The organism is Thermotoga sp. 38H-to (genome assembly GCF_011057665.1).
GTDB lineage: Bacteria > Thermotogota > Thermotogae > Thermotogales > Thermotogaceae > Thermotoga.
This window is the reverse complement of record NZ_LNFZ01000004.1, coordinates 124,905-139,126: the sequence shown is the minus strand read 5'-3', so window position 1 is coordinate 139,126 and position 14,222 is coordinate 124,905. Positions and strand designations below refer to the sequence as shown.

Below are 14,222 nucleotides of genomic sequence, written 5' to 3'. Positions count from 1 at the left end.
CGATGTAGTGGTGGAGGTGCCAGTGGTAGTTGATAAAGAGGGGATACATCCGGAGAAGATAGAGCCTGATCTTACAGACAGGATCAAGAAGTTCTATCTTCTTCCGAGGATACTCAGGATGGAGTGGACACTTGAGGCGTTCATATCTGGTGACAGGAGGGTTCTGGAGGAGATCCTCGTCAGGGATCCAAGAACCAGATCCTACGAACAGGTCGTCGCTGTTATTGATGATATCCTTAACCTCCCCTTCAACGAGGAAATGAAGAAGCATTACGGCAGTTGAAAAATCGATTTGTAAAAACCGTAGCGCCCCATAAGGGGCGCTTTTTTGTTGTAAGGGGTTGTAAGCAAAAGGAAAACTAATATAATCAATAATAATCAACCATATTTATCTCTTATAGTTCGATATTAGGATTATTTTATACTGAAAGCCCTTGACCTTGTTGTATGTTTGTTGATATTATATTGATAACTTCAAGATCATAATGGTTCATTTTTATGATCATTCTATAACGCAGGGGGTGGTATGATGTTCAGGAAAGTTCTGTGGAGTCTTCTTGTAGTAATCTTCACAGCTCAGATTCTTGCCATTGGACTCAACGAAATCGTTCCCGGTGAGTATTACAATCTCACTGATTACGAACGTCTGACGGGTAAGAAGATCACGAAATTCAACGAATCACCGATGCTGAAAGAGATGGTTGAGAAAGGACTGCTTCCACCTGTGGAGGAAAGGCTTCCGAAGAATCCGGTTGTGGTAACGCCGTATGAAAGCATTGGAAAATATGGCGGTACCTGGAACAGAGCATGGTACGGATTGTCAGATGAATGGAACGCTGGTCGTATTTGTTACGAGTTTATGGTAATTTCAGACAAAGCGGGTAAAAGCCTGTTGCCTGATGTTCTTGAGAGCTTAGAAGTGTCTAAAGACGGTAGAGAATATACAATGAGAATTAGAAGAGGATTGAAGTGGTCTGATGGAGAACCTGTTACCACGAAAGATGTTGAATTCTGGTATCATGACATTTTACTTAACGAATCACTTACTCCTTCCATACCTTCAGTTTTCCAGCCAGGTGGGAAAGTTTTCAAATTGGAGATTGTCGATGATTACACTTTCAAAGTGATTTTCGAAGAGCCTTATCCACTATTTCCATTTGCTCTAGCTGGTGATGGAGGAAGAGCGGGAATTGAATTCGTTGTTCCTTCACATTACATAAAAAAATTTCATCCAAAGTACATTGGTTTAGAACAAGCAGAAAAAATAGCAAAGGAAAATGGATATAGTTCTTGGTATCAATTCGTTAGTGACAAATGCTTGCAAACCAATTCTTGGCTGGTTAATCCCGACCTCCCGATTCTTTTCCCCTGGAAATTGTCTAAAGAATCTTCAGAGAGAGCGTTAATACTTGAAAGAAATCCGTATTACTTCAAAGTTGATCCTGAAGGAAATCAATTACCGTACATCGATAGAATCATATTCCATTATGTTGAAAATCAACAGATGTTGTTGATGAAAGCTATATCTGGGGAAATAGATATGCAGGGGAGACATTTAACAGTCGCAGATTATTCAATACTTGCAGCTAATAGAGAAAAAGGCGGTTACAAATTGATCCTTGCAAGGCAGGCCGTTGGTAGTGCCGATACCCTCATGATAAATCAAAACTACACTGACGATCCTGTTATAGGTGAAATATTAAGGGATCCTAGATTCAGGCAAGCTATTTCCTTGGCTGTAAACAGGGAAGAAATATGGCAATTGGTCTACCAAGGGCTCGGTGAACCGCGACAAGCTTCTTTCGTAAAAGGCGTAAAATATTACGATCCAGAGTGGGAAAAAGCATTTGCCGAATATAATCCAGAGAGAGCGAATCAACTACTAGATGAAATGGGGCTCAAATGGAATCCTTCTCGTACCTATAGGTTAAGGCCAGATGGTAAGAAATTGGAAATTGTTATTGAATACACAACTCCTTCCCAAACTAGAGAAAAAACAATGGAAATGGTCAAATCTTATCTTGAGAAAGTTGGAATAAGTGTTATTTTGAAACCTATAGATAGATCATTGTATGTTACAAGATTGGAAGCGGGTCAACTGCAAATAGGAGTATGGGAATTCGACAGGAACATAGATCCTGTTGGCGATCCTGCCCACATTTTGGGTAGTCAATGGGCGCCTCTTACCTGGCAGTGGTACAACAGTGGTAAAAAAACTGGTATGCCACCAGAAGAGGGAACCGATATGTGGAAACTATATGAAATATGGGATCAAATTGTCAAAGAAGTGGCCCCAGAAAAACGAGATGAACTAATGAAAGAAATAATCAACCTTCATAAGAAAAATATTTGGATGGTGGGTTTTGTAGGAGCTCTGCCCCAGCCTATCGTGGTGAAAGAGAATTTCAAAAATGTTCCGCAAGGTCTACTCTGGGATTTTCCGCTGATAAGAAGTCCGAAGAATTTCAGGCCTGAACAATTTTACTTTGAGTGAACGATAGGGGAGGGCCTCCCTCCCTTTTATTTACACCTTAGATAGAACGAGGTGGTAAATCATGGTAGCGTATATTCTTAGAAGACTGATAACTGCTTTTATAACGTTATGGATAATATCAATAATATCCTTTGTAATAATTCAACTTCCTCCAGGAGATTTTTTAACGTCTTATATTGCCCAATTGAAAGTATCCGGAGAAGACGTGGATATTGCTACAATTGAAGCTTTAAAGAAACAGTATGGACTCGATAAACCAATTTATGTTCAGTACTTGAAATGGCTATGGGGTATCCTACATGGTGATTTTGGGTATTCGTTTTCCTGGAAAAAACCTGTTAATGAATTATTATGGAATAGATTGGGAGTTACTGTCCTCGTAGCTACTTTATCCCTGATATTCAGCTGGATTTTTGGCTTTATCATCGGTATGTATTCGGCCGTTCATCCATATTCAATTGGGGATTACCTGGCAACTATTTTGGGATACATTGGTTTAGCTGTTCCTAATTTTCTTTTAGCTTTGATTTTGATGTGGGGAATTTATAGTCTAACTGGGATAAATCTAAGTGGATTGCATTCCGTAAAATATTTGAATACACCTATGACCATTGATAAGTTCTTGGATATTCTGAATCATTTATGGATACCGGTATTAGTTTTAGGAACGTCAGGAATGGCAGGACTCATCAGGACCTTGAGGGCAAATCTTCTGGATGAGCTTCACAAGCCATACGTGGAGGCAGCACTTTCCAAGGGGCTTCCGGAGAACAAAGTGTTCTGGAAGTATCCTTTGAGGATAGCGATGATACCCTTCATCAGCACGGTGGGGTGGAGCCTTCCTTGGATTTTCTCTGGAGCCACAATAACAGCTATCGTTCTAAATTTACCATCTGTTGGTCCATTACTCTTAAACGCTCTTAAAAACCAAGACATGTACCTTGCTGGGAGTTTGGTGATGTTTTTGAGTTTTTTCACTGTGATAGGGACATTGATATCAGACATTTTGCTTGCATGGGTAGATCCCAGGATCAGGTTCGAGTAGGAGGGGAAACATGAAGAAGAGAGAACAGATGGAGGAGAAATTCTATTATGCGTCTCAGTGGCAGCTGATCTGGTGGAGGTTCAGAAAACACAAGCTTGCAGTGATAGGAGGGGTGGTGCTTCTCATCATTTATGTTTTTGCTATTTTCTGTGAGTTCTTTGCTCCGTACGATCCGAACAAATACAACTACAGATACCCTTACGCACCACCGCAGAGGATACACTTTTTCCACGAGGGAAAGTTCATAGGGCCATTTGTGTACGGTTACACCTACACGGTGGATCTTGAGACTTTGAGGAGGATATACAAGGAAGATAAAAGCAAGATCTTCAAGATAAAGTTCTTTGTTCGTGGGGACGAGTACAAATTCTGGGGTATTTGGAAAACAAACATTCACTTCATAGGAGTAGAAGATGGTCACATGTTCCTTCTTGGAACAGACAGTCTTGGGAGAGACATGCTCTCAAGGATCATTTACGGTGCCCGCATTTCCACGTCCATAGGTTTGATAGGGGTGTTTTTGAGCTTCATTCTTGGAGTTGCCATAGGGGGTATTTCTGGATACTTTGGTGGTGCTGTGGACAACTTCATCCAAAGGACTATAGAAATTATAAAGAGCATACCTACTATACCTTTATGGTTAGCTTTGAGTGCTGCTCTTCCACAAAATTGGCCACCATTGAGAGTTTATTTTGTAATAGTGATAATTCTTTCTCTCACAGGTTGGACAGATCTTGCAAGGGTTGTGAGAAGCAGGTTCTTATCTTTGAGGGAAGAAGATTTTGTTATGGCAGCAAAATTCATGGGGGCTTCGGAGGCGAGGATCATCTTCAGGCACATGCTTCCTTCTTTCATGAGTCATCTCATAGCAAGCATCACACTTTCCATACCGGGGATGATCCTCGGTGAGACGAGTCTCAGTTTTTTGGGGCTTGGTTTGAGGCCGCCTGTGATCAGCTGGGGAGTGCTTCTTCAGGAAGCACAGAATCTCACGGTTGTAGCTTTGTATCCGTGGCTTTTGATACCAGTTGTGTTTGTGATCACAACTGTTCTGTGCTTCAACTTCGTCGGTGATGGGTTGAGAGATGCAGCCGATCCATACGCGAACATGTAGGAGGGACAGAAATGAGTACATTACTCCAAATCAAAAATTTGAGAACGTACTTTTTTACAGACGAAGGTGTTGTGAAGGCAGTGGATGGTGTGAGTTTTGAGATAGAGGAAGGAAGGACATTGGGTGTTGTGGGAGAGAGTGGTTGTGGAAAGAGTGTCACGGCAAGATCCATCATCAAGCTTTTGAGTACAACAGGTCGGATCGTCTCGGGGGAGATCCTCTACAACATGGACGGTCAGATGGTGGATCTTGTGAAGTTCTCAAAGGAAGAGATCAGAAAGGTCAGAGGAAGGCACATTGCGATGATCTTTCAGGAGCCCATGGCTGCCTTTTCTCCTGTGTACACGATTGGAGATCAGATCACAGAAGGTATGATCTACCACTTTGGAATCACAAAGCAGGAGGCAAGAGAGCGCGCGGTAGAACTTCTGAGAAGAGTTGGTATTCCAAAGCCGGAGAAGATGATAGATTCTTATCCGTTTGAGTACTCGGGTGGTATGAGGCAGCGTGCGATGATAGCGATGGCTCTTTCGTGTAATCCTCGTCTTCTGATAGCGGATGAGCCGACGACTGCACTTGACGTGACAATACAGGCGCAGGTTCTCGATCTTTTGAGGGAGCTTCAGGAAGAGTACAAAATGGCGATCATGATGATCACGCACAATATGGGTGTTGTGGCGGAGATGGCGGATCATGTGGTGGTGATGTACCTTGGGAGGGTGGTAGAGAGCGCTCCGGTTGAAGAACTCTTCTACAATCCCAAGCATCCGTACACATCGCTTCTTTTGAGGTCCATTCCGGTTGTGGGAAAGAGGGTAGAAAGGCTTGAGGTGATAGAGGGAGACGTCCCAGATCCGAGGAACATGCCAAAAGGTTGCAGGTTCCATCCGAGGTGTCCTTACAGGATGAAGGGAATCTGCGATGAGAGGGAGCCGGTCGAGGTTGAGGTGGGGCCAGAACACAGAGTCAGTTGTTTTCTCTATGGAGGGGAAAAAGATGGCGCTTCTTGAGGTGAAGAATCTGAAGAAGTACTTTCCCATCATAAAGCGGGGTTTTAGAAGGAAGGTTGTTGGGTATCTGAAGGCGGTGGATGGTATCTCCTTCCACATAGAAGAGGGAGAGACCTTAGGACTTGTTGGAGAAAGCGGCTGTGGAAAGACCACAACGGCAAAGCTCATCATGAGAGGGATCGAACCGACAGAGGGTGAGATTGTTCTCAATATGGATGGAGAAAAGGTCGATATTACCAAGTTGTCTGAGAAGGAACTCAGGGAGAAGGGTGTGAGGCGGTTTCTTCAGATGATCTTCCAGGATCCTTACTCTTCTTTGAATCCGAGGATGACGGTGCGTGATATCATTGCGGAACCTCTTGTGGTGAACGGTGTTATAAAGGGAAAAGAGGAGATAGACGCCATCGTTTCTGATCTTTTGAGGGCAGTCGGTCTCAGGCCTGAGTACATGCAGAGATACCCGCACGCTTTCTCTGGGGGGCAGAGACAGAGGATCGCCATCGCACGTGCGATCGCACTGAAGCCAAAACTTGTGCTCTGCGATGAACCCACTTCCGCTCTGGATGTGTCCGTTCAGGCTCAGATCATAAATCTTCTGAAGGATCTTCAAAAGGAATACAACCTCACGTACCTGTTCATCTCGCACGATCTTGGGGTGGTGGAACATATCACAAACAGGGTGGCTGTGATGTACGTGGGAAGGATCGTGGAACTGGCTGAAACTGAAGAACTCTTCTCTTCTCCAAAGCATCCTTACACGGAAGCACTTCTTTCTGCTGTTCCAAAACCTGATCCAAAGAGGAAGAGAAAGAAAGTTCAGCTCACAGGTGAGGTGCCGGATCCTTCCAATCCACCGTCTGGTTGTTACTTTCATCCCAGATGCCCGTATGCGAAGAGCATTTGCAAGGAAGAATACCCGCAACTCAGAAACCTTGGAACGGAAGAAAAACCCCATCTGGTTGCGTGTCATTTTGCAGATTCACTTGAGCTTGTGGGAGTGAATGTGTGAACCAAATTCTTCAAGGGGGTGTGGTTCTATGAGGCGGTATTTGTTCGTGTTGCTGGTATCGTTCATTGCTGTAATGTTACTCGCTTCTGAACTTCCTCCACTAGCACAGTACAACCTGTCGGACTATGAAAAGCTCACAGGCAAGAAGATCACAAAATTCAACGAGGCTCCTGTTCTGGCGGAACTCGTGAAGCAGGGGAAATTGCCACCTGTGAGGGAAAGACTACCGGAAGATCCCATTGTTCTTGTACCATGGGAAAACATTGGAAAGTATGGTGGAACCTGGAACAGAGCCTGGACAGGACCCACTGACAGACCACAAGCTGATAGGTTCATGCTAGAATCTGCAATGGTGTTTGATCCCCGGGGTAAAGAGCTATATCCGAACATTCTTGAGAAGATTGAGATGTCTTCCGATGGGAAAGAATTCATCTGTACTCTCAAAAAAGGTTTGAAATGGTCTGATGGGGTACCTGTCACAACAGAGGACGTGAGATTCTGGTATGAGGATGTTCTCCTGAATGAAGAACTGGTTCCAACATTTCCGAGAGATCTCATGGCAGGCGGAAAACCCATGAAGCTGGAGATCATCGATGATTACACCTACAGAATCATATTCGAAGAACCCTATCCTCTGTTCAAATATCTGTACGCTTCTAGAAAAGGAAGCTGGGGAACTCGAGGTATCATGCTACCAGCTCACTACCTGAAACAGTTCCACCCGAAGTATGTACCACTCGAGGAGCTTCAAAAAATGGCAAAAGAAGCAGGATACGACAATTGGTCTGACTACTTTTGGTCACTCGGTGATCACAACGCTCATATCTCCAATCCCGATCTACCCATACTCGCTGCCTGGAAATTGAAAGAGATCACAGATTCAAAACTTGTGATAGAGAGGAACCCGTTCTACTGGAAAATAGACCCAACGGGTAATCAACTCCCGTACATAGATGAGATAGTGTTCTGGACAGTTCAGGACAGGCAGATGATTCTTCTAAAAGCTATGTCTGGAGAAATCGATATGCAGGCGAGACATCTAAGTTTGGAGGACTACACACTTCTAGCAACTAATGCCCAGAAAGGCGGTTACAGGATCATCAAGTGGAAACTCGCTCGCGGTAGCGATGTTACTCTTTGGCTGAACCAGAATGTCAAAGATCCCGTTCTCAGGGAACTCTTCCAGAACATCAAATTCAGACAGGCACTCTCACTCGCTATCAATCGTGAAGAGATAAACTCTCTTGTCTATTACGGTCTGTGTGAACCCAGGCAAGCTTCCTTCGTCAGCGGTGTGAAATTCTATGATCCAGAATGGGAAACGAAATGGGTAGAATACGATCCAGAAACTTCCAACAAGCTTCTCGATGAAATTGGCCTTACAAAACGTGACGCTGAGGGTTACAGATTGAGACCGGATGGTCAACCACTTATCTTGACAATTGAATATCCCACAGGTGTTTTCGGTGCATGGGACAAAACACTTGAAATGATAGCTCAGTACTTCCAGAAGATAGGGATAAAAGTCAATCTGAAACCAGAAGAAAGATCACTGTACGGCACGAGGTGTAGCGGTGGAGAACCTGAAATAGGTGTCTGGTTCTTTGACAGGAACAAGTACCCAATGCTCGATCCTGGAAGGCTTCTTGGAACGGTAACCGATGGGCCATGGGCACCACTCTATGGTCAGTGGTATAACTCTGGTGGAAAAGGTGGAGAAGAACCACCTGAAGGATCTGATATCAGAAAGATTTACGAATTGTGGGAAAAGGTCAAAATGACGGTCGACGAGGAAGAAAGAGACAAACTCTTCAGGGAAATCGTAAACATTCACAAGAAGAACATCTGGTACATCGGAACTGTAGGAGAACCTATCTGGCCAGTTGTTGTGAAGACTTACTTCAAGAACGTACCCGATTCACCGGATTTTGTGTGGGAAAACGAGGGTGACGGACAGCACGCTGAACAGTACTACATGGACAAATAGTGATCTGTTTCTCTGAAAGACCGTAAGGGGGTGGATCGTACCACCCCCTTTTCTTAAAGCAGGAGGTGTGAACTGTGGTCGTTGTGAATAAAGAGGATAAACACTTCGTTCAGGATGGGAGGAAAATATTCTACCTCGCCGACACCGCTTGGAGAGGGGGTTATAAAGCGAGGATTGAAGACTGGTATTGGTATCTGGAAACAAGAAAAAAGCAAGGATTCAATGCTATCCAGATAAATCTTACACCCTGGGAAAATTACAGGGCAATTCTGAAGAATGATTATATTGATCAGATAGAAGAAAAAGTAAAAATAGTTTTTGAGAAAGGAATGATACCCGTTATAACCGTTGTCTGGTGCGGTTGTGTACCTGGAACATGGGCTACTGTCTCCGATAGTTCAAACATTCTTCCGCTTCAAACACTTGAGGATTTTAGCAAAGAAGTAGCAAGAAGGTTCAGTAAATACAATTCTATCTTCTTCTCAGGTGGGGATGTCGATTTCAGAACCCCTGAGGCAGTGGAATATTATTCAGTCATAACGAAAGTAATAAAAGAGAACACAAATTGCCCGGTCTCTATTCATCTTGCAAGGGGGTGGACAAAGGTTCCTTCAGAAATAGATCAATATATAGACTTTTATACTTATCAATCCGGACATGACAGACATCACCAAGAACTCACCTGGGAACTAGCAAATGAGTTCTATAATAAAGGCAAGCCTGTGATAAACGGTGAGATCTGTTACGAAGGTATTGGTTACAAAAGTGATGGATACAGATTCAACTCATTCGACGTGAGAAAAGCTTTTTGGCAAAGCTTTCTTTCGGGTTCTTTTGCGGGAATAGGTTATGGGGGGCACGGTATCTGGAACTGGTGTGAAGTTGCCGGAGAAGAAACTGAAAGACATCTTTCATCTTTTACATGGAAAGAAGCTCTCAAAATGAAGGGAGCAAACGATGTCTGTTTTGCAAGATGGTTGATAGAGAAGTTCAATTTCTTCGGTTTGAAACCATCTCAGGGAGTTCTTCTGAGTCCAGAAAATCCTGAGATTCGAGTCGCAAAGAACGAAAGAAACTGTGTCCTCTATGTCCCATACGCCACCAAGATAGTTCTTGATATCAGTCCAAAGGATGTTTGGGGAATAAATATGGAGACTCGAGACCTGTTCGTTCCCAAAGTTGATTTGAAAGATAATCACACAAAGGTGGACACTCTGAACCATAATTCTGATTCTCTGATCATAGTTGAGTACTAAGGGAGGTATCAACATGTTAAAACCAAGGAACAGCGTGAAAAGATTTCTCATGAACACGACTGGTATCTGGTCCCTCGAAGTGAACGGGGAGGAAAGGCCCATAGCCGTTCCTGGGAGCTGGAACGAGCAGTATCAGGATCTGTGCTATGAAGAAGGACCTTTCACCCACAAAACCACCTTCTACGTTCCAGAGGAACTTTCAAAAAAACACATCAGACTTTACTTTGCTGCCGTGAACACAGACTGCGATGTCTTCCTAAACGGAGAGAAAGTGGGAGAGAATCACATTGGATACCTTCCCTTCGAAGTAGATGTGACAGGGAAAGTGAAACCTGGAGAGAACGAACTCAGAGTGGTTGTTGAGAACAGGTTAAAGGTGGGAGGATTTCCCTCGAAGGTTCCAGACAGTGGCACGCACACCGTGGGATTCTTTGGAAGCTTTCCACCTGCAAACTTCGACTTCTTTCCCTACGGAGGAATCATAAGACCTGTTCTGATAGAGTTCACAGACCACGCGAGGATACTTGACATCTGGGTGGACACGAGTGAATCTGAACCAGAGAAGAAACTTGGAAAAGTGAAAGTGAAGATAGAAGTCTCAGAAGAAGCGGTGGGACAGGAGATGACGATCAAACTTGGAGAGGCAGAAAAAAAGGTCAGAACATCCGACAGATTCGTCGAAGAGGAGTTCATCCTCGAAAACGCCAGGTTCTGGTACCTCGAAGATCCGTATCTTTATCCTCTCAAGGTGGAACTCGAAAGAGACGAGTACACTCTGGACATCGGAATCAGAACGATCAGCTGGGACGAGAAAAAGCTCTACCTGAACGGGAAACCCGTCTTTCTGAAGGGCTTTGGAAAGCACGAGGAATTCCCCGTTCTGGGGCAGGGTACTTTCTATCCACTGATGATAAAAGACTTCAACCTTCTGAAGTGGATCAACGCGAATTCTTTCAGGACCTCTCACTATCCTTACAGTGAAGAGTGGCTGGATCTTGCCGACAGACTCGGAATCCTCGTGATAGACGAAGCCCCGCACGTTGGTATCACAAGGTATCACTACAACCCGGAGACCCAAAAGATAGCAGAAGACAACATAAGAAGAATGATAGACAGAGACAAGAACCATCCCAGCGTGATCATGTGGAGTGTGGCGAACGAACCCGAGTCCAACCATCCAGACGCGGAGAGTTTCTTCAAAGCCCTTTATGAGACTGCCAAAGAGATGGATCGAACACGTCCCGTGGTCATGGTGAGCATGATGGACGCACCAGACGAGAGGACAAGAGACGTGGCGCTGAAGTATTTCGACATCGTCTGTGTGAACAGGTACTACGGCTGGTACATCTATCAGGGAAGGATAGAAGAAGGACTTCAAGCTCTGGAAAAAGACATAGAAGAGCTCTATGCAAGGCACAGAAAACCTATCTTTGTCACAGAATTCGGTGCGGACGCGATAGCCGGCATCCACTACGACCCACCTCAGATGTTCTCCGAAGAGTACCAAGCAGAGCTCGTTGAAAAGACGATCAGACTTCTTTTGAAGAAAGACTACATCATTGGAACACACGTGTGGGCCTTTGCAGATTTTAAGACTCCTCAGAACGTGAGAAGACCCATCCTCAATCACAAGGGTGTTTTCACAAGAGACAGACAACCCAAACTCGTTGCTCATGTACTGAGAAGACTGTGGAGTGAGGTTTGATGTCTATGACTGATGTTCGGCGCTACTGGCTTTCTCTTCTTCAAAAAATTTGTGAAATGCCTCTTGAGCTTTGCGCATCGGATCGCTTGAAGGAATCAATGCCTGTGGAGGGAAAGAAGAGCGAAGAAAGGAGAAAGTTCACACATCTAGAACTTCTGGGGAGAATCCTCTGCGGAATCTCCCCGTTTCTTGAATTGAACAGGGAAAGTCCGAGCACGGATCCAGAGGAGAGAAAGATCGCAACCCGATTATCAGAATTTGCAGTCAAATCCCTCGATGTTGCAACGAATCCAAACTGCAAAGATTACATGAACTTCAAAGAAGGAAGACAACCACTGGTTGATGCTGCTTTTCTTGTAGAGGCTATATTGAGGGCTCCTAAGGTTCTCTGGGAAAATCTCGATGTTTCTACAAAGAAAAGATTGATAAGAGAATTGAAGGCAACAAGAAAGATAGAACCTTATTTTTCCAACTGGCTTTTGTTTTCCGCCATGGTTGAGATTTTTTTCTTCTTCGCAGGGGAAGAATGGGACAGCACGAAAGTCGATCTGATACTGAGAAGTGTAGAAAGCTGGTACAAAGGAGATGGAGCTTACGGTGATGGTCCTTTTTTCAGGTGGGACTATTACAACAGTTTCGTTATTTATCCGATGATGATAGACGTGCTGAGGATTCTTTCCGAGGAAAAGACAGAATGGAAAGAGCTTTAGGTGAAAGTATTGAGGCGGGCTCAGAGGTATGCTGTTGTTCTCGAGAGAATGATACCCCCTGAAGGAGCGTTTCCCATCATCGGTAGATCGATAACCTACAGGACGGCGATCTTTCATCTTCTGAGCCAGTTGTCACTTCTTCACCTTCTTCCAGCGAGTCTTTCTCCGGCTCAGGTCAGGTGTGCGCTCACCGCAGTTCTCAAAAAGATTTTCGAAAATCCCTCAACTTTCGATGAAAACGGCTGGTTGAAAATTGGTGTCATCGGTTCTCAACCCTCACTCGGTGAGGAGTACATTACAACAGGCAGTCTGTATCTGTGCACAACGGTCTTTCTGCCTCTCGGACTTCCTTCCTCAGACCCTTTCTGGAAAGATTCCTGCAAGGAATGGACGAATAAAAAGATATGGGAGGGTGAAGATACTATACCCGACAAAGCATTAGAGGATTAACATACATTAAAACTCTCCGAACCAATCCATTAATCTTTCAGTGATACTATGTCTGAAGTCAAAACAACTTGAGGAGGAAGTGGTGTTGGATCCAAAAATAAAAAGAGCGCTGAACATATCCATCATAGAAGGAGCACTGGCCGTACTCATCAACCAGTTCTTCGGTGGAGCTTATCTGACGGGCTATTTCCTGTGGATGGGAGCCTCAAGCTTCTTCATCGGCCTTTTCGGTTCTATTCCCTTCTTGGCAAACACGCTCCAACTTCTCACACTCTCATTCTCACATCGTTTGAAATCCAGGAAACAGATCATCGTTCCACTGATGTGGACTGCCAGAACGTCCATATTGCTGTTCGCCGTATTTCCCGCTATCAGGCATGGCCTTCTCTTTGCGTATCTTCTTTATTTTTACATCCAGATCGCTGGTGCCCTGTCTGCTCCTCTCTGGCAGAGCTGGATGTCTGATTTGGTACCAAAAGATATGATTGGAAGCTACTTTGGTTTCAGAAATCTCATTCATGGAGCGGTTCAGATTCCCGCTATGTTCCTTGCAGGCGCGATACTCGATTCTCTTGGAGAAAACTGGAAAGGTTTTGGCACACTCTTTCTCATAGCGGGTTCTCTCGGGGCACTGAACGGATACTTCTTGAAGATACAGTACGAGCCACCGTACAAACCACGCGAGGCGTCTGTTTCCATAACAAAAGCCGTGAAGTTTCTCCTGAAAGAAGAACACTTCAAAAACTTTCTTCTTGGATTCGCCTTCTGGCAATTTGCCATAGGTGTTGGTACGGTCTATATAAACGTGATGCTTTTAAAAGAGGTCGAGTTTTCCTATCTTCAAATAAGTGTTCTGAACGCAGTGGGAATGTTCATAGGAACTCTCTTCCAACCTTTCTGGGGAAAGTTGGGAGACAGGTATGGATTTCAATACTTTCTCAAAGTCTGTCTGTGGATTCATGCGATTGTTATTCTCCTCTGGGCACTGACTCCTAGATCGTTCCTTTACGTCTTCTTCCTCCAGATAATAATTGGTATATTCGTAACAGCAGGAACAAGCCAGCTTGTTTTCTACACCCTCATGTACACAGCACCTTCATCCCTCAAAACTGAAGCCTTCTCTGTGTTCAACAGTCTGTCCAATCTTTCTTTGTTCGCTGGATCTTTAGTTGCAAGCGTTTTAGTTGCCTTGCTGGAGAACATCAGTCTTCCCTTTGGAATATCCGCTATCAGACTCACCATGTTCATATCGTTCTTTTTGAGAGCATCGGCGGCGTACATAATATCCAGGATGGATCTTGGAACACCTCAAAAAGTGGATTCTCTGATCCAGGCTGTGAAGGAGTCGTTCTTCTCAGGAACGGTTCCGTGGATCAGAGAAAGGTTGAACACACTGAACATTTTTAGAAGAAAACGTTGAGACATGGTAAAATAATATTGAG

The 14,222-nt window shown here is 44.3% G+C and carries 9 protein-coding genes and 2 pseudogenes; all 11 read left to right on the top strand.

Annotated elements, in window-relative coordinates; all coding sequences use genetic code 11:
- A pseudogene (locus AS158_RS09235) lies at positions 1-283 on the top strand (alpha-glucosidase/alpha-galactosidase); the annotation flags it as partial.
- 246 nt (positions 284-529) lie between these two features.
- Positions 530-2,494 (top strand): ABC transporter substrate-binding protein, encoded by a 1,965-nt coding sequence (locus AS158_RS09230; RefSeq protein WP_004080420.1) that lies wholly within the window; start codon positions 530-532, stop codon positions 2,492-2,494.
- 61 nt (positions 2,495-2,555) lie between these two features.
- Complete coding sequence (locus AS158_RS09225; protein ID WP_004080421.1) at positions 2,556-3,539, top strand: ABC transporter permease; 984 nt, start codon at positions 2,556-2,558, stop codon at positions 3,537-3,539.
- 10 nt (positions 3,540-3,549) lie between these two features.
- A complete protein-coding gene (locus AS158_RS09220) occupies positions 3,550-4,653 on the top strand; it encodes an ABC transporter permease (RefSeq protein WP_004080422.1) in 1,104 nt (367 codons plus the stop codon).
- An 11-nt stretch (positions 4,654-4,664) separates the two neighbouring features.
- On the top strand, positions 4,665-5,663 hold the full coding sequence (locus AS158_RS09215) for an ABC transporter ATP-binding protein (protein ID WP_165304905.1): 999 nt from the start codon (positions 4,665-4,667) through the stop codon (positions 5,661-5,663).
- Entirely contained in the window at positions 5,650-6,672 is a 1,023-nt protein-coding gene (locus tag AS158_RS09210; RefSeq protein WP_165304904.1) for a dipeptide ABC transporter ATP-binding protein, read from the top strand. The genes AS158_RS09215 and AS158_RS09210 overlap by 14 nt, the downstream gene beginning before the upstream one ends.
- Positions 6,673-6,700: 28 nt before the next feature.
- Positions 6,701-8,659, top strand: coding sequence for an ABC transporter substrate-binding protein (locus tag AS158_RS09205; RefSeq protein WP_241241288.1), 1,959 nt, complete (start codon positions 6,701-6,703; stop codon positions 8,657-8,659).
- A gap of 74 nt (positions 8,660-8,733) precedes the next feature.
- On the top strand, positions 8,734-9,915 hold the full coding sequence (locus tag AS158_RS09200) for a DUF4038 domain-containing protein (protein WP_165304901.1): 1,182 nt from the start codon (positions 8,734-8,736) through the stop codon (positions 9,913-9,915).
- A gap of 13 nt (positions 9,916-9,928) precedes the next feature.
- Positions 9,929-11,620 carry a glycoside hydrolase family 2 protein gene (locus AS158_RS09195; protein WP_165304900.1) on the top strand — a complete coding sequence of 564 codons (1,692 nt, stop codon included), beginning with the start codon at positions 9,929-9,931 and terminating at the stop codon, positions 11,618-11,620.
- A gap of 5 nt (positions 11,621-11,625) precedes the next feature.
- Positions 11,626-12,780, top strand: a pseudogene (locus AS158_RS09190) (DUF2264 domain-containing protein).
- A gap of 85 nt (positions 12,781-12,865) precedes the next feature.
- Entirely contained in the window at positions 12,866-14,200 is a 1,335-nt protein-coding gene (locus AS158_RS09185) for an MFS transporter (RefSeq protein WP_165304898.1), read from the top strand.
- Positions 14,201-14,222 lie beyond the last annotated feature (22 nt).

Bases quoted from the DNA above. Each gene is read 5' to 3' on its own strand.
- AS158_RS09195 (WP_165304900.1), top strand. From the start codon at position 9,929: ATGTTAAAACCAAGGAACAGCGTGAAAAGATTTCTCATGAACACGACT.
- AS158_RS09210 (WP_165304904.1), top strand. From the start codon at position 5,650: ATGGCGCTTCTTGAGGTGAAGAATCTGAAGAAGTACTTTCCCATCATA.
- AS158_RS09230 (WP_004080420.1), top strand. From the start codon at position 530: ATGTTCAGGAAAGTTCTGTGGAGTCTTCTTGTAGTAATCTTCACAGCT.
- AS158_RS09225 (WP_004080421.1), top strand. From the start codon at position 2,556: ATGGTAGCGTATATTCTTAGAAGACTGATAACTGCTTTTATAACGTTA.
- AS158_RS09215 (WP_165304905.1), top strand. From the start codon at position 4,665: ATGAGTACATTACTCCAAATCAAAAATTTGAGAACGTACTTTTTTACA.
- AS158_RS09220 (WP_004080422.1), top strand. From the start codon at position 3,550: ATGAAGAAGAGAGAACAGATGGAGGAGAAATTCTATTATGCGTCTCAG.
- AS158_RS09205 (WP_241241288.1), top strand. From the start codon at position 6,701: ATGAGGCGGTATTTGTTCGTGTTGCTGGTATCGTTCATTGCTGTAATG.